This window comes from Streptococcus parasanguinis, from assembly GCF_016648855.1.
GTDB classification, from domain to species: Bacteria; Bacillota; Bacilli; order Lactobacillales; family Streptococcaceae; genus Streptococcus; species Streptococcus parasanguinis_L.
On sequence record NZ_JACLQU010000006.1, the window covers coordinates 51,021 to 66,518 of the forward strand.

General features: G+C 45.1%; 15 protein-coding genes. 2 read left to right on the forward strand and 13 right to left on the reverse strand.

Translation table 11 applies throughout. The features are described from left to right. Nucleotides 1-363: 363 nt before the first annotated feature. Both H7T92_RS05220 and H7T92_RS05225 read right to left on the reverse strand, forming a co-directional pair. Nucleotides 364-999 carry an SdpI family protein gene (locus H7T92_RS05220; RefSeq protein ID WP_201037257.1) on the reverse strand — a complete coding sequence of 212 codons (636 nt, stop codon included), beginning with the start codon at nt 997-999 and terminating at the stop codon, nt 364-366. Further along, nucleotides 986-1,267, reverse strand: coding sequence for an autorepressor SdpR family transcription factor (locus tag H7T92_RS05225; RefSeq protein ID WP_201037258.1), 282 nt, complete (start codon nt 1,265-1,267; stop codon nt 986-988). Before H7T92_RS05225 ends, H7T92_RS05220 begins: the two co-directional genes overlap by 14 nt. Nucleotides 1,268-2,026: 759 nt before the next feature. Between H7T92_RS05225 and H7T92_RS05230 the strand changes: the two genes are divergently transcribed. Beyond that, a complete protein-coding gene (locus H7T92_RS05230) occupies nt 2,027-3,196 on the forward strand; it encodes a CynX/NimT family MFS transporter (RefSeq protein WP_201037259.1) in 1,170 nt (389 codons plus the stop codon). A gap of 85 nt (nt 3,197-3,281) precedes the next feature. Here the strand turns inward: H7T92_RS05230 and H7T92_RS05235 are convergent, their stop codons facing one another. From H7T92_RS05235 to H7T92_RS05285, 11 genes are all read right to left on the reverse strand, one after another. Beyond that, on the reverse strand, nt 3,282-4,415 hold the full coding sequence (locus H7T92_RS05235) for a LysM peptidoglycan-binding domain-containing protein (RefSeq protein ID WP_118096294.1): 1,134 nt from the start codon (nt 4,413-4,415) through the stop codon (nt 3,282-3,284). Nucleotides 4,416-5,036: 621 nt separating this feature from the next. Then, nucleotides 5,037-5,660 (reverse strand): V-type ATP synthase subunit D, encoded by a 624-nt coding sequence (locus tag H7T92_RS05240; RefSeq protein WP_201037260.1) that lies wholly within the window; start codon nt 5,658-5,660, stop codon nt 5,037-5,039. Nucleotides 5,661-5,663: 3 nt separating this feature from the next. Then, nucleotides 5,664-7,049 carry a V-type ATP synthase subunit B gene (locus tag H7T92_RS05245; RefSeq protein ID WP_003002370.1) on the reverse strand — a complete coding sequence of 462 codons (1,386 nt, stop codon included), beginning with the start codon at nt 7,047-7,049 and terminating at the stop codon, nt 5,664-5,666. Next, entirely contained in the window at nt 7,036-8,826 is a 1,791-nt protein-coding gene (locus tag H7T92_RS05250) for a V-type ATP synthase subunit A (RefSeq protein WP_201037261.1), read from the reverse strand. Before H7T92_RS05250 ends, H7T92_RS05245 begins: the two co-directional genes overlap by 14 nt. 33 nt (nt 8,827-8,859) lie before the next feature. Next, nucleotides 8,860-9,564 (reverse strand): GNAT family N-acetyltransferase, encoded by a 705-nt coding sequence (locus tag H7T92_RS05255; RefSeq protein ID WP_155200013.1) that lies wholly within the window; start codon nt 9,562-9,564, stop codon nt 8,860-8,862. Then, a complete protein-coding gene (locus H7T92_RS05260; protein ID WP_003009443.1) occupies nt 9,561-9,881 on the reverse strand; it encodes a V-type ATP synthase subunit F in 321 nt (106 codons plus the stop codon). Before H7T92_RS05260 ends, H7T92_RS05255 begins: the two co-directional genes overlap by 4 nt. Then, nucleotides 9,862-10,881: a V-type ATPase subunit gene (locus H7T92_RS05265; protein WP_049492261.1), complete on the reverse strand. Its 1,020-nt coding sequence runs from the start codon at nt 10,879-10,881 to the stop codon at nt 9,862-9,864. Before H7T92_RS05265 ends, H7T92_RS05260 begins: the two co-directional genes overlap by 20 nt. A 9-nt stretch (nt 10,882-10,890) precedes the next feature. Continuing rightward, nucleotides 10,891-11,481 (reverse strand): hypothetical protein, encoded by a 591-nt coding sequence (locus H7T92_RS05270; protein WP_201037262.1) that lies wholly within the window; start codon nt 11,479-11,481, stop codon nt 10,891-10,893. Between the two features lie 70 nt (nt 11,482-11,551). After that, on the reverse strand, nt 11,552-12,031 hold the full coding sequence (locus H7T92_RS05275; RefSeq protein WP_003009435.1) for a V-type ATP synthase subunit K: 480 nt from the start codon (nt 12,029-12,031) through the stop codon (nt 11,552-11,554). A gap of 30 nt (nt 12,032-12,061) precedes the next feature. Then, complete coding sequence (locus H7T92_RS05280) at nt 12,062-14,023, reverse strand: V-type ATP synthase subunit I (RefSeq protein WP_201037263.1); 1,962 nt, start codon at nt 14,021-14,023, stop codon at nt 12,062-12,064. Further along, complete coding sequence (locus tag H7T92_RS05285) at nt 14,013-14,336, reverse strand: hypothetical protein (protein ID WP_003009429.1); 324 nt, start codon at nt 14,334-14,336, stop codon at nt 14,013-14,015. The genes H7T92_RS05280 and H7T92_RS05285 overlap by 11 nt, the downstream gene beginning before the upstream one ends. 293 nt (nt 14,337-14,629) lie before the next feature. Here H7T92_RS05285 and H7T92_RS05290 point away from each other — a divergent pair, with 293 nt between their 5' ends. Next, on the forward strand, nt 14,630-15,469 hold the full coding sequence (locus tag H7T92_RS05290) for a MurR/RpiR family transcriptional regulator (protein WP_201037264.1): 840 nt from the start codon (nt 14,630-14,632) through the stop codon (nt 15,467-15,469). Nucleotides 15,470-15,498 lie beyond the last annotated feature (29 nt).

Sequence of the window (15,498 nt, forward strand, 5' to 3'; positions counted from 1 at the left end):
TTAGCACTTTGAAACTAGTTTCAAAAACATATAATATCAAGTATTTTGGTATTTCAAAATAGAAAGTTGATATCGGTTGATATCTATATAGAAGTTAAATAATTGAGTAAACAAAAGCCTTTGAAATCAACATTTCAAAGGCTTTTTTCTTTTTGTTCATTTGAGTACATTGCAATATAAACCAATAGAATCACTACTTTTTTCTTCTCGAATTTGATTAATCTTATTAAGGTAAATGTCAACTGCTTCAGATTTATTAAGAGCGTATGTTTAGATGTAATCTAATCTATTTTCATGAGAACAAGCAAAAACAACCGGAAAAGAAACAGTTCCCAACTAGTTCTTCTCTGGTTGTTTTTCATACTAACGATTTTTCCGACTTAATTGATAAGAGTACATCACAGGGATAAACACAATGGCGAGGATGACCAGCACCAATACATAAGAAAACGCGAATTGAAGGCCTGCTTCAAGTAGAAGAATCAATCCTCCAATCACCCACAACTTCCCTGCCAAGCGATGGGTTTTTTGCCAGTTATCTTCACTCTGTAAGGTCCAAGGAAGGCGGATCCCAACCGTGTGGTTCACTTTCAACTTAGGCATGTAATTGCCCATGATTACAAAGATGAGCCCTAGCAGAACCGAAACAAAAACTGATGGATTAGTAGTAGATCCTAGCGCCTTGCTATAGATGAGATAGAAGGTACTTAAGGAAACGATTGGGGTCAACCAGTAAATCGCTCTGATCATTTTTTCATTCATAGCGCTATTCTTAGAATCGCGACCGATCATAAAGATCATAAACAGATGCACCATGAGATCGAAAATAGGAAGACCAAACACAACCAGGGGTTTCGATTGGAAGTTATTGGGCTGGCCAGCAAAATTGAAGTGAATTGGGATTTGGTTAGGTAATTGCGACCAAATCATCAAGCCCCAAAGCATGGGGAAAAGTATCACCATAGAAGTTAATATCAATAGTTTTTTATTCATTTTCATCAGTAGAATCTCCTTTCAAATCAACGAGCCAGACCATTAAATCCTCCAAGACTGAAGTATTGAGTTCATAGTAGATAAAATTCTTCTCTTTTTCCTCTCGAATTAAATCTGCATGCTTGAGAAGGCTTAAATGATGGGAAATGGTTGCTCCTGCTACATCAAAGTGGCTAGCGATATCGCCAGCAGATAATTTCCCTACCTTTAGCAGTTCTAAGATACTTCTTCTTATCGGATTGGATAAAGCTTTAAATGTTTGCGCAAAATTCATTCTTTATCTCCTCTAATCTATTTAGATATCTTTCTAAATAGATTGTAAACCTTTCATATGATTTTGTCAACTCTATTTAGAAAAAAATCTAAATAGCTTCTGTTGTAAAATTTATCAGACCTAAGACCGATTCTTATAAACAGCGTCTTTTCTTAAGTTTTCTTTAAGAAATTAGCCTTATAATAAAACCATCAAATGAAGACCTCCTAACTTTGTTTGATAGAAAATCCTAAACTTTTTCATAATAATCTCCCTATAAGGGCCACCAAAACCGGTGGCCTTTTCTCTATGTACCTTAGTGAACGTTAGTGAGCTTAGGTACGTTGACGCAGTTTGAGCGAAGCGAAAACTACGATCCTTATTCTCTTTTCGAACGTTTATGAGTTTAGGTACGTTGATGTAGTTCGAACGCTAGTAAGAACTACGATCTTTATTATTTTAAATAAAAAACGCATCCCGTTTTGGATGCTGGCTAATGTATTTTCTCAGACTTCAGACCGATTCTTTCGATCAGCGCCTTTTCTTAAGTTTTCTTTAAGTAAACCACCTTATAATAAAGCCATCAAATGAAGACCTCCTAACTTTGTTTGATAGAAAATCCTAAAATTTTTCATAATAATCTCCCTATAAGAGCCACCAAAACCGGTGGCTTTTTCTATGGAAGTGAGAACTACGATCCTTCTCCTTCATTTGTATTATTACTCCAATTTGTGCTCAATCTATGTTATAATGAAGAGAATTTTTGTCTGAGGAGGATTTATGAAAAAAACACATTCTATGTTATTCGTCCCGGGCATCATTATGCTTGGGATTGTTTTACGAACACCATTTACTACACTTCCGACGGTCTTGTCTGACATCGCAGCTGGTTTGGGGGTTGATGTGAGCTCTCTGGGACTATTGACTAGCTTGCCACTTCTTACCTTTGCCATTTTCTCACCTTTTGCGATTCAGTTTGCTCAAAAATTAGGAATTGAGCGCCTCTTCTTTCTTGTCTTGATCGCAATGATGATCGGATCTGCCATTCGGATTATCAATCTTCCCTTTCTCTATCTGGGAACCATCTTAATTGGAGCAAGTATTGCCTTTCTCAATGTTCTGCTTCCAAGCTTGATCCAGGCCAATCGGCCTAAGCAACTCGGTGTGCTAACGACTCTCTACATCACCTCTATGGGGATGTCCACAGCGATCGCCTCTTCTGTAGCGGTTCCTATTACCAAAGCCACTTCTTGGCAAGGTCTAGTGACTCTTTTGACTGCCTTGTGCGCTCTTGCTTTGGTCATCTGGATTCCTAACCTTCGCTACAACCACCGGCTCAAAAAGGCTTCTACTACTGAAGCTAGTAACAAATGGTATACCAATAAATATGTCTGGGCTATCATGATTTTCGGAGGATTGCAGTCACTACTTTTCTATACAAGTATGACTTGGCTTCCGACCATGGCTGTTCAAGCTGGTCTTTCAAAGGTTGAATCTGGACTACTTGCCTCAGTGTTCACCTTGATCAGTCTTCCATTCTCCTTGACGATCCCAAGTTTAACGACACGGTTATCCGATCGCAATCGACGCTTGATGCTTGCCATTGTTGTTGGAGCAGGGATTCTGGGAGTAGCCATGCTCTTAATCCCGACCAGCAACTTCTTCTACTGGTTGGTATTAAATGCCCTAATTGGAAGTTCCGTTAGTTCGCTCTTCCCTTACCTCATGGTCGCTTTCTCCATGAAATCCAGCACACCTGAAAAAACAGCCCAACTTTCTGGACTTGCCCAAACAGGAGGCTACGTCTTTGCAGCCTTTGGTCCCATCCTCTTCGGCTACAGTAAATCTCTCTTCCACTCTTGGACACCTGCCATTCTTATGCTACTGGTCTTAACCATTATCATGGCGATTGCCCTTTATCAGGTGGAAAAAGTCGATCATATTTTATAACCATCGTCTGGCTGGAAGATTCGTCTTCCGGCCTTTTTTGTGCATACAAAAAAGAACTAGGCACTTGTCCTAGTTCAAAGTTTTATTATCCGTTAAATGAGATATGTACGTGATCGTAGTGGTTTGCTGTATCTCCACCACGGTCTGGCATTTGGTTCCATGTATTAGCTGGTCCGTAAATGTTGTCTACTGGCATGTAGAATTGTTGTTTCCAGATGATGTATGAGATGCCTGCACGGTCCATGTTGTCAATTGCATATTGAGCAACTTGATCTCCAAGTTCAGAACTTGTTGGAACCATTACGTCTACTGCAAGTCCTTTACCATGATCGTCTGGATCCCCTTCGCGGTAACCACCAATGTTTGTGATACCAAATTTTGCAGCGATTTCTTGACGGAAAGCTTCTGCTTGTGGTTGAAGGTGTGGATCAGTTGGAATAGCATTACCAGTTGTTGGAGTTGATGCTACTGGTTGCACTTCAGGTGCTGCAGCAGTTTCTACTGCTGCTGGTTGTGCTGCCGGAGCTTCGTCTGCAGGAGCTGGTGTTCCAGCAGGAGCTTCTGGTTGAGTTGCTGGAGCTTCAGGAGCAGAAGCTGAGGCTGTTTCTGGGTTTTGAGTTGCAACATTGGCAGCTGGAGCACCGTAGCTTGGTGTTTCTGGAACAGCTGGTTGTGCTGGTGTTTCTGCTGCTGGTACTTCAACTACAGGAGCTTCCGCTGGGGCTTCTTGAGTTTCCGCTGCTGGAGCTACTGGAACAGCTTTGTTATCTTCGTTTACTGGTTTAGACAAATCGTTGACAGCGACTGTTTGGTCATCAACTGTCACTTGGTTTGTTGTCAAGTCAGCACTTGCAACGGTTGCATCTGTCGCACCTGCTTGAGGAGTTTGGATTTCAACTGAAGTTACTTCTTTTTGATCATTTACTGTTGTTTTCAAAACAGTACCTGGGTAGATCAAATCCATGTTGCTGATGTTGTTCAAGTTTGCCAACACATGAACATCGATTCCAAGCGCTTCTGCGATCGAACTCAATGTATCACCATATTTGATGGTATAAGTTTGTTGGTTGTCACCGCTTTGTTGGATATCATGTTTGATTTCATCTACTGAGCGAGCTACCCAATCTTCAAGTGTTTCTGCAGTGGCTTTTGTAAATGGAATCACTGCAAGAGCTACTGTTGAAGCGATCAAGGCTTTCGTATTAACTTTTAATTTCATCTTTTATCCTCTTTTTTCTTTGTTTTTTTGCTCAAGATTTTCTTGGACAAATTAACTACCATACTATCTTATCACAATTTAAAAATAATAAAAGGCCTTTTTGGCTATTTAACAAAACTGTATTTTTCTTGTAACATTTCGTCTTTCTTGTCACATTGTTACAAACTAGTAACATAAAATTAGGGTCCTGGAAGAAGAGTTCGAGGGCGCAAAAAAAGCCTCATCAAGGAGCGGTTCCTCGATGAGGTTCTTGTATTTTTTAAGTAATTGAACATAGCTTTTTACGGCTTTGTATCTTATAACTGAACACGCCCTAAATGCTGTGTGATAAACGCAAACTGTAATAGTACTAACTTCAAAGACACAGTAGCTGATTGGATTTTTCTCTCGCTTTAAGAGCTCGGAAAAATCCTAATCAGCCTTGTGGGGGCAGGACAACGAAGCATTCTATACAACAGTGCTTCTGTCCTGCTCCCTATTTTCCTTTGAGTTGCTTAATGGCTTTGTATCTTGTGAATTGAACACGCCCTAAATGCTGGGTGAAAAAGATAAATTCTCTTGTGAGCATCGCTCACTGCAAGAATTTCCTATTTTCACTTTGCATTTTACGGGCTTTGTATCTTACTTCACCTTCATGATTCTGACGAGGTTGGCGCGTTCGGCTTCTTCGAGTTTCATTTCGATATAGTAGATGGTCTCTTTGAGGTCTGGGATAGTCGCATACTCCAGTCCGTTCACTCGACGGCGGGTTTTCTCGATTTCATCTGCCATGAGTTGGCAGCTTTTTTCGATTTCCGCTAACTTGAGCAAATCTGGGAGGAGGTCCCCCATTTCTTGAATGGTGCTATCCATTTGACTGTTGGAGGCGAGGTAGCTATAAACCACGTCCCCTTCATCATCTCCGTATGGATTTTCGATACGGGCATGGAGCTTGGGCACGCGCACACTCATGACATTTTCTTCCTCAATATGCAGCATCACTTCTCGCGTGGGAACAGCAAAGATTTCTTCCACCATGAGGTCGCTCTCTAGTGACTTGGCCATCACGAAATCTTGCATATTGTCCACAAGCGCCGCCTCTACCTTTTGGCGCAGGCGATTATTCTCACGTACAGCTTCAATAAAGCGGCGCATGAGTTCATCCCGCTTGTCCTTGAGCAACTTGTGCCCCCGGGTTGCTGTCTTGAGGCGCTCTTTGAGAATAGTAAGCTCCATCCGAGTTGGTTTTACATTTAATCGTGCCATAGGCTAATCCTCTTTGTTTGGCAGATACTTGTCAATCATCTCATCCTTGATCCGTTTAAGCTCTGTTCTTGGAAGGATGGATAAGAGTTCCCAACCGAGATCCAAACTTTCCTCAATCGTCCGATTGGTGGTAAATCCTTGGTTGATGTATTCTTGCTCAAAGCGGTCGGTAAATTTAACATAGAGCTTGTCGGTATCTGACAAGGCGGACTCCCCAAGCACTACAGCCAGTTCTTTGGCTTGTTTTCCTTGGGCATAAGCCGCAAAGAGCTGGTTCATGGTCGCCGCATGGTCTTCCCGAGTCTTGCCTTCACCAGAACCCTTGTCCTTCAAACGAGAAAGGGAAGGAAGGACATTGATCGGTGGGCGGTAACCGCTATTGTAGAGATCGCGGGACAGAATAATCTGACCTTCGGTGATGTAGCCTGTCAAGTCAGGGATGGGGTGGGTGATGTCATCTTCTGGCATAGAGAGGATCGGAATTTGGGTCACAGATCCTTTCTTTCCAACCAAGCGTCCTGCACGTTCGTAGAGGGTTGAGAGGTTGGTATAGAGATAACCTGGATAACCCCGACGACCTGGAACTTCCCGGCGGGCAGCGGATACTTCCCGAAGGGCTTCACAGTAGTTGGTCATATCGGTCATAATAACCAAGACGTGCATGTCTTTTTCATAGGCCAAATATTCGGCAGCTGTCAAGGCGATCCGAGGAGTGGCAATCCGCTCGATAGCGGGGTCATTAGCTAAGTTGATAAAGAGGACCGAGCGGTCAATCGCACCTGTCTCCCGAAGGTCGTTCATAAAGAACTCGGCTTCTTCAAAGGTGATTCCCATAGCCGCAAAGACCACGGCGAAGTTTTCTTCAGAATTAAGAACCGTCGCTTGACGAGCAATCTGAGCCGCCAACTCCTTGTGAGGAAGACCAGAACCTGAGAATACTGGGAGTTTTTGGCCCCGAACCAAGGTATTCAAATGGTCAATGGCTGAGATCCCTGTCTGGATAAATTCATCCGGATAGTCCCGCGAAACAGGGTTGATGGCTTGTCCATCAATGTCCAAGTACTTCTCTGGGATAATCTCCGGACCACCATCGATGGGTTTGCCCATCCCGTTAAAGATGCGTCCGACCATGTCTTCAGACACAGGAAGTTCTAGGGGACGTCCGGTAAAGCGGACTTTGGCTTTTTCCAAATTGATCCCGCTAGATCCTTCAAAGAGCTGGACCATGGCCTTATCTTCTTGGACTTCGAGGACTTGTCCCTGGCGGGTTGTTCCGTCATGGAGCTTGATTTCTACGAGTTCATTGTAGTGAACCCCCTCGACCTGATCGACAATCATCAAGGGGCCAACAACTTCGCTGACAGTACGGTATTCTTTAATCACGCTCATTGTCTACTCCTCCTTTTGCGACGATTTGGTGTAGGGTTTCTACGATTTCTTCTTTCAAGGCTTGAATGGTTGCCAACTGATCCTCATGGATGAACTTGCTCCGGGCAATGCGGTCTCGAAGAGTTACGGTTCCTTCCATGATTTCTGTGAAGTAGGCTCCCAATTCTAGCGCTTTCTGACTTTCTTGGTCAAAGGTCAAAATGTTGGTCAACAAGGCCACCTGCTTGCTGAAAGAGGTATAGGTGTCCACCTCATCAAAGGCATTTTGTTGCAGGTAGTCTTCGCGGATCATCTTGGCCGCATTCATGGTTAAGCGGTCTTTTTCAGACAAGGAATCCAGACCAACCAGGCGAACGATTTCTTGCAATTCACTTTCCTTTTGAAGCAAGTTCATAGCACGGGTCACTTTTTCAGACCAGCTAATCTGCTCATGCTGATCGATATATTGGCCCACCTCATCCTGGTAAAGGGAATAAGAACTCAACCAGTTGATGGCTGGAAAGTGGCGACGCTGCGCCAACTGAGCATCTAGTCCCCAGAAGACCTTGACGATCCGCAGGGTGTTTTGCGTCACGGGCTCTGAAATATCTCCACCTGGAGGGGAAACGGCACCGATTGCCGTAATCGAACCTTCGCGCGCAGTAGTTCCAAGTGTCTTGACCCGACCTGCACGCTCGTAGTATTCGGCGATCCGGCTACCAAGGTAGGCTGGGTAGCCTTCATCCCCTGGCATTTCTTCTAGACGACCAGACATTTCACGGAGAGCTTCAGCCCAGCGCGATGTCGAATCGGCCATGATGGCAACGGAATAGCCCATATCACGGAAGTATTCCGCAATGGTGATCCCTGTGTAGATGGAAGCTTCACGCGCTGCTACTGGCATGTTCGAAGTATTGGCGATCAGAACAGTCCGTTGCATGATGGATTGGCCAGTTGTTGGATCGATCAATTCTGGAAATTCATTCAGAACGTCCGTCATTTCATTTCCACGTTCCCCACAACCCACGTAGATCACGATGTCTACGTTGGCAAACTTGGCCACCTGGTGTTGCACGACGGTTTTTCCAGCTCCGAAAGGACCAGGAACAGCTGCAGCTCCACCTTTCGTAACAGGAAAGAAGGTATCAATAACCCGTTGACCGGTGACCAAAGGCTCTACTGGAATCAGTTTTTGTGCAAAGGGACGGCCTCGACGAACCGGCCATTTTTGCATCAGACTTCCAGTAAAGAGGCTGCCGTCAGCCTGCTCGATCTCATAAACTGGCTCTTCTACTGTGTAAGAACCTGCTGCGATCTTGGTCACACGTCCACTCACACCAAACGGTACCATGATGCGGTGTTCCACCATATTAGTCTCTTGAACGGTACCGACTATGTCTCCAGCGACCACTTCTGTCCCTTCTGTCACACTTGGCTCGAAGTCCCATTTGGTGTCCCGATCTAGATTCGGAACTTGCACCCCACGAACCAAAAAGTCACTGGCAGTAACTTCTTGGAAACGTTCCAAGGGGCGTTGGATCCCGTCAAACATCTGAGAGATCAAACCTGGTCCCAATTCAACAGAAAGGGGAGCTCCGGTTGTGACCACTGGTTCTCCTGGACCGACTCCAGACGTTTCTTCATATACTTGGATAGAAGCTTCGTCACGCCGCATCTCAATAATTTCACCAATCAAACCAAGATCGCCGACCCGGCAAATGTCTTGGATATTGGCCTCCTGCATCCCTGATGCGACCACCAAGGGACCGGAAACTTTGATAATTTTTCCTTGAGTCATGTATTCCTCCTGGGAATCCTTTGTTTCTTTGTTTTACTTTTGTGCTATCTCTCTTAGAGATTGCTTTTGTTGGCCATTGGCATCGAAATTGCTTGGATCCAACCAGGCTTCGAAGCGCTGTTTGATAGCTGGCCATTCTTGGTCAATGATGGACAACCAGTCTGTATCACGGGTACGACCTTTATAAACAACAGCCTGACGGAAACAGCCTTCATAGGTGAAGCCTAAGCGCTCAGCTGCTTTGCGAGATGCTTGGTTTAAGGCATCGCATTTCCACTCATAACGGCGGTAGCCTAAATCTTCAAACACGTAGCGCGCTAACAGATACTGGGCTTCCGTAGCCATGCGTGTCTTTTGGAGCGCTGGTGAGTAGGTCACTGCTCCAACTTCGATCACCCGATTGGCTTGATCGATCCGCATGAGAGAGAAAGTCCCCAAAGCCTTGCCTGAATCTTTGTCTACAATCGCATAGTAAAAGCGACCTTGGGCTGTCATGAGATCATCTAATAAGTGGTCCCACTCCTCTTCATTGTGGGCAGGGCCTTTGAACAGAAAGGTCCACATCGCTGCTGGAGAGTCCGGCCCGTAGACCTGATAAAGATCTGCTCCATGTTTTTCTTTTGAGAGGCGCTCGATCACGGTATAGCGACCTTCGATCCGCTCAATAGCTGGCAGACGCCCCGGAGTAAAATCCGGCAGTGCATCGCCAATCGTTTGGCCAAATTCATTTGTTCTCATAAAATATCCTGTCCTACTGCTTTTTCGACATTATCACGAATCCGCTGTTGGCCGAGTCCTGTAGTCCCTCTATGGGTCGGGATAAGGATCAGAGCCGGTGTCAGCTGCTGGTCGTAAAAAGCCACTGTATCTGGAATAGCCTGAGCAATATCCTCTGTCAGGTAGATAATCCCGAAGTTTTCCCGACTGAGTTTTCGTAGGGTATTGATCGCTTCTTGTGGCTCTGTGACCGGATAGGTTTGAAAGCCAATCAGGCGAAAAGGAAGGATGGCGTCCCGATTGCCCACAACGGCGATCTTATAGGTCTGTTTGTCCATAAATCGGTCTCATCCTTTCTTTGATGTCTGCTAGCGGAAAACCATTGTCCAAACCAGAGAGGACCAAACGAAGGTTGGTCACCTCTAACTCTTTTCCGTAAAGATAACGAACAAGAGGGAGTGGTCCATCAACTTCAAAACGGCCAGCGTCTAGAAGACTGAATTTCACCAAACTTTCTAGATACTCCAACTCTACGGTCTTTAGTTGACCGGTGCGCATCTTTTCTTCATAAGTCTCTAAGGCGAGATCGTACTCTAGCGGATTGACTTGATAAAACCAGGTCAACCACTGACCGGATTCTAGCAGGTCGATCACCTGATGGGCACTGAGGCTCCCTTCATCTGAGAGCAATTGGTGCATAAAGCTATGCGGTTTTTGCTGATCCAAGGCCCGCTTAACTGTAATCGCATTGTAAAAGTCAATGGTCACGTCCACCAACTGCTTCAGAATCGGATGATCTAGGCTGTCCCCTAAGTATCTCAGGTGTTTAAAATAAGCTAAGTCCATCCCGATTTCGAGAACCCGCAAGTCCTGATAGTCTTGGAATTCTTGCCAGGTTGCAGCCACTTCTTCCGCCATAAAGGCCGGACAATGCTCCGCAGAAAAGGTCGCCACCAAATGCTCGAGCACATCGAGAGAATAAGGACCGATAGGGATCAATAAGTGCCCCAACTTGCGCTCTGTCGCCTTGTGTTTCAGACAAACCTTGAGATTATGATAGGTGTATTTCAAGGTAAACAGGCTAACCAAGTCTGGCTGAGGGCTTACCTCAAAAGCCCATTGGTATTCTGCCAACAAGGCTGCCATCAGGCGGGCTTCAAGGGCTGATAAATCCTTGATCTCGTGGCTGTCTAAAGCATAAGGTGTTCCTTGTAGCAAGCCTTCTCGGCTCTCGCTTGAGGGACTTGCAAGCAACTGCTCGAATTGACTGGGACTGACAAAACTAGCCTCACGTACGCTGATTCCTGTATTGACTTGAGAATAGGTCCGTTCGCTCATTGCAACCTCCTAGTTCTCTTCGTCGGTGAAAATGCTGGCTGCCATCTGGTAGCTTTCTTTCTCCCAAATGGAATCCACCAAATCACGGTAGAGATGGTTGTCATCAATCTTCCCAACCGACAAGACAAAGCCTGCCTGAGCTGGAATCGTCGCATCCGCAACTGTCACATTCTGATGAGTTTGCTTTAATTTCTCGAGAGCTGCTAGATCAAATTTGCTAGCACTCACCGCCCCAAAGGTCAGAGTCACAACTTGCCCTTGATAGCGGTCTAAAATCGCATCTACAAACTGCATTTCCTTGTCAAGGGGCCAAGCCGCCATTGCTTCATAAGCATCTGCAAAGAGATCCTTTAAGACTCGTTGCTTGGTGACAAGGGTTGATTGACGTTTTTTATTTTCGATTTGTTGGGTTTCACGTTGCAATTGACGTTGAATCCGCTTGAGCTGCTCGGAGCGTTGATTGAGTTTATCTTGGATCAACCGCTCTTCTTGCGCAGTCTCTTCTTTTAGGATGGTTTCCTTGGCCTCTTCTAAGAGTTTGCGCCCTTTTTCGTGGGCTTGGGCCAAGATCGAATCCTTTAATTGGGTTTGTTCATCCATATCGTTTTTTCTCCTATTGCATGCGTCTTGTGTTTTTCACCTCGCGAGGCGAATTCATCAAAGCTAGCTCTTAGCCGACGCGTAGAGTCAATAGGAAGGACACAACGAAGGCCAAGATGGCATAGGTTTCAACCATGGCCGCAAGGATAACCCCTTTCATCATGTCTTCAGGGCGTTTGGCCAAGATTTGCATCCCTGCTGTCGCAACATTTCCTTGGTGTTTGGCTGAGAAATAACCAACGATCGCAACTGGAAGAGCTGTAAAGAAGTAAGCAACCCCTGTTTCAAGTGGCATATCTGGCTTAATTTGCAACCAGATCAAGATCCCGATAACGAAACCGTACAAACCTTGTGTACCTGGCAACAATTGTAAAATCAGGGCTTGGGCAAATTTTTCGGGTTGTTCTTTCAAGAGCGCTGCTGCTGCTTGACCCGTTTTACCAACCCCAAGGGCAGATCCCATCCCACTAAGTGCGACTGCGATCGCGACACCAAATGCTGCAAAGAAGGCGCCCCCATGGGCTGAAAAATATGATGCTAAAGATTCCATGAATATACTCCTATTTATTAAAGATAATACTTATTTTTTTGTTTTAATATAGCGTTCAGAAGGTTTAAGAGGACGAAATGGCTTGCCTCCTCCTTCATAGAACTTACCGAAGAACTCCACAAAGATCAAACGGGCTCCATGCACATATCCTGACAAGAAGGACAAGAACATATTAATGGCATGAAGGATGATAAAGAGCACAAGCCCTACCGTAAACCGTCCAAGCGGTGGAAAGAGATTGACAATAAGGTTAAAGGCTGAACCGATACTCGCTCCAGACAAGCCCAGGGCCATCAAACGGGTGAAGCTGACCAAGTCTCCGACGTACCCACTGACATTGTAGAGGTTAAAGAGACCAGACGCTAAACCAGACAGCTTCTTGGCACTGACAATGGAAACAATCAAGATCCCAATGGCATTCAAAATAGCTAGCCACTTGCCAATCGGAACTAGGACGCTCATCCCTGGTAAGATATTGCCTACTGCTAGAAGCATTAAACCAAGTAGGATCAAAACCCAAGCAAAGCCCGCATTATAGGCTTCCGTGTAGTCTTTGAGGCGGACATTTTTCATCCCCCCTAGGAACAGTCCCACTAAGACAGTGACAAAACCAAAGACCACTGAAAGGATCAGGATGGTCATAGCGTTGCTGGTCGTACTGATCAGGGCAAAAGGCATCTCAAATCCAAAGAAAGAGCCATAGACCACTCCCCAAAGGGCCACTGAAATTCCGAGGAGACTGAAGAAACGAAGGTTCTTTGCTGTCCCAGGCTTGAGCTTAAAGGCTTTAAGGGCAAACCCTGTTGCTACCGTCAGCAAGAGTCCATAACCGATATCTGCGACCATCATGCCAAAGAAAACAAAGTAGAAGAGAGAGACGATTGGTGTCGGATCTTTCTCGTAATATTTAGGCAAGGCATACATCTCTGTGACTAATTCAAAGGGCTCTACCAAGGCGCTATTTCGCAACTGGATCGGCACGTCATCCCAATCTTTTTCCGTCACATCGCGCGTCTCAAGTAAGACCCGAGAACCAAAGCCTTGTTGTAAGAAGTCTCGTAACGAGGCCACTTGGGATGTTTCAATCCAACCCTCTAAGGCTACCAAGCTTTGCGTGCTGGCAAGAAGCGATTTGGCCTCCTCACGAGCTCCCAAGCTCAACAAGTAATCCATCTGATACTTGAGTTGGTCCAACTCCTTCTGGGAGTTTTGTAACTCTGCTAGGGTTGCTGCAACGACAGCTTCCTGCTCTTTGATTTCCCCTTCTAGGCGATCTAAGTAAGCGGCTGGGACTTGCTCTTCTTCATAGTCCAATTCTTTGAACCCATGTTCTTCCAGAAGCTCCTGAACAGCTACACGATCTCCCGAACGATACAAGATGACATAGCCGTGTTCGGTTTCAGACGTAAAGACTTCTTCTAACTCCAGCTCAGGATGAGCTTTTAAAGAAGAACGAACAGCGTCTGTATCGCTATTAGGGATGGTCCCAATCAAACCATGCACATAGTGAAAGGTAGCAAGGGCTGTTGGTGTCACCTCTAACGGTCGCCATTTTTCTAAGCGTTCGATCTCTCCCTTTGCATCTGCAATCTTCTGGCGAGCCTTGTCTAACACGCGCATTTGGCGTTTCAACTTGGTCAATAGAAGATCCTCGTCTCGAATCATCCCGTGGGCCTGCAGATCATCAAAAGACAAACTTAAAGGTTCTTCCTTCAGAGCTTGCAGGGCCTTTTTCTCAGGCATGTAGGGCTCTAGAGTCTGAATCATTTTTTCGACTTGTTCTTGACGTTTTTGTAGCTCTACCAAGGCTTGACGATTGTCCTCTGTCAAGGGTTGAGACAAGGTATTTGCCTCAAAGGCAGCCTGCCATTCTTCATGCTCACTGAGGTCATAAATCTGGATTTTCGCCTCAGACTGCAGCGCTAGTAGGAGACCGTCCAAGTCATCTTTGGGCAAGATGAGAGACAGTTTTTGCATCTGACTAACGGCCATAGCTTGCTACCACCTTTTCTACAATGGCTTCAACTAACCCAGCTCGCTTGTCGGTCATCGCCTGTTGTACCTTGGCATCATTGCGCGCAACCGTTTCTTCCAGATCTTTCGTTAAACGGACGAGTCTTTCCTGGGCGTTTTTTTCTGCCTCTGTGACCAATTGCTTGGTTTCCTCATCGTAATGCTGTGCCACTGTTGCAAGTCGATCGCGCGAATCCGTTCGGATTTGTTCAACTTGAGCTTCATAGCCTACGATCACGCCCTGAGCAGCTTGCTCGATCTCTTGCATCATCTCGAGTGTTGCATTCGACATCGTCACACCTCCTTATTCAACTATTGTTCTTCCAACAACAGTACAATTATCTTAAATTATACCACAATTCATATCGTTTGTTCAGGCCCAACCGGGAATTTTCAGAAAATTTTGGACAACCAACAAGCCCCTACTGCCAAGATTGGTAGCGTTCTCTTCTTTTCGCATATCCTGTTCCTAGTTTCAGTATTTCTTGATTTCTTTTACTTGAATAAAGCGGTTACCCATGTTATAATGTGTAATATATTATAGGAGCATCCTGTTATTTCATCCTGTGAGAAAGGAGGATTGCTGTGAAACAAGATCAAGATTTACGCGCCATTATCGCCAGCCATGAAGCTGAGTTAACAGATATGGAACGCGACATTGCCCAATATTTTTTATCATCCGAAGCACGACAGCACTCCCTGTCCTCTTCTCGTGTAACGGAGTTACTCCATGTTTCAAAGGCAGCTTTAACGCGTTTCTCTCAAAAATGTGGTTTTTCCGGCTATCGGGAGTTTGTCTATCATTTTAATGAGGAAACAAAAAATCAAAAACAAGTGCAAGAACATGACGAACTCACTCTCAGCGTCTTGCAACGCTACCACCATATCAGCAACGTCACTGAAAGTCTGGTAAAAGATTCCCAATTGGATCGGGTAGCTGAGCTGATCAATCAAGCGGACCGAGTCTATTTCTTCGGGATTGGCAGTTCCGGTTTAGTAGCTCGAGAAATGAAATTGCGCTTTATGCGACTAGGCGTTGTTTGTGAAGCCCTGACTGATCAAGACGGCTTTGCTTGGACGACCAGTATTCTCGATTCCTCTTGTTTAGTCATCGGCTTCTCATTGTCAGGAGGCACAAACTCCATTACAGACAGTCTTCTGAATGCGAAAGAAAAAGGGGCTAAAACGGTTCTTGTGACCGCTAATCCCGCTGCTATCCACCAAGGATTCACAGAAGTGTTACCTGCCGCACCCCTTCCTAGTAGTACCTATATCGATCGTATCTCTGCAATTTTACCACTCCTCATCGTGGTCGATTTAATCTATGCCCATTTCCTTAATAAAAGCCGAGAACAAAAGGAAATTGTCTTTAATAGCTACTGGGAAAACAAAAAGCTTTCTAGTCAACGTTCTCGAAAATCATAATATAGTCTCCCTATTTAAAAAGCATGAAA

Bases quoted from the DNA above. Each gene is read 5' to 3' on its own strand.
- H7T92_RS05270 (WP_201037262.1), bottom strand. From the start codon at position 11,481: ATGGATGAACAAACCCAATTAAAGGATTCGATCTTGGCCCAAGCCCAC.
- H7T92_RS05275 (WP_003009435.1), bottom strand. From the start codon at position 12,031: ATGGAATCTTTAGCATCATATTTTTCAGCCCATGGGGGCGCCTTCTTT.
- H7T92_RS05280 (WP_201037263.1), bottom strand. From the start codon at position 14,023: ATGGCCGTTAGTCAGATGCAAAAACTGTCTCTCATCTTGCCCAAAGAT.
- H7T92_RS05230 (WP_201037259.1), top strand. From the start codon at position 2,027: ATGAAAAAAACACATTCTATGTTATTCGTCCCGGGCATCATTATGCTT.
- H7T92_RS05260 (WP_003009443.1), bottom strand. From the start codon at position 9,881: ATGGACAAACAGACCTATAAGATCGCCGTTGTGGGCAATCGGGACGCC.
- H7T92_RS05255 (WP_155200013.1), bottom strand. From the start codon at position 9,564: ATGAGAACAAATGAATTTGGCCAAACGATTGGCGATGCACTGCCGGAT.
- H7T92_RS05245 (WP_003002370.1), bottom strand. From the start codon at position 7,049: ATGAGCGTGATTAAAGAATACCGTACTGTCAGCGAAGTTGTTGGCCCC.
- H7T92_RS05235 (WP_118096294.1), bottom strand. From the start codon at position 4,415: ATGAAATTAAAAGTTAATACGAAAGCCTTGATCGCTTCAACAGTAGCT.
- H7T92_RS05265 (WP_049492261.1), bottom strand. From the start codon at position 10,881: ATGAGCGAACGGACCTATTCTCAAGTCAATACAGGAATCAGCGTACGT.
- H7T92_RS05240 (WP_201037260.1), bottom strand. From the start codon at position 5,660: ATGGCACGATTAAATGTAAAACCAACTCGGATGGAGCTTACTATTCTC.
- H7T92_RS05250 (WP_201037261.1), bottom strand. From the start codon at position 8,826: ATGACTCAAGGAAAAATTATCAAAGTTTCCGGTCCCTTGGTGGTCGCA.
- H7T92_RS05220 (WP_201037257.1), bottom strand. From the start codon at position 999: ATGAAAATGAATAAAAAACTATTGATATTAACTTCTATGGTGATACTT.
- H7T92_RS05285 (WP_003009429.1), bottom strand. From the start codon at position 14,336: ATGTCGAATGCAACACTCGAGATGATGCAAGAGATCGAGCAAGCTGCT.
- H7T92_RS05225 (WP_201037258.1), bottom strand. From the start codon at position 1,267: ATGAATTTTGCGCAAACATTTAAAGCTTTATCCAATCCGATAAGAAGA.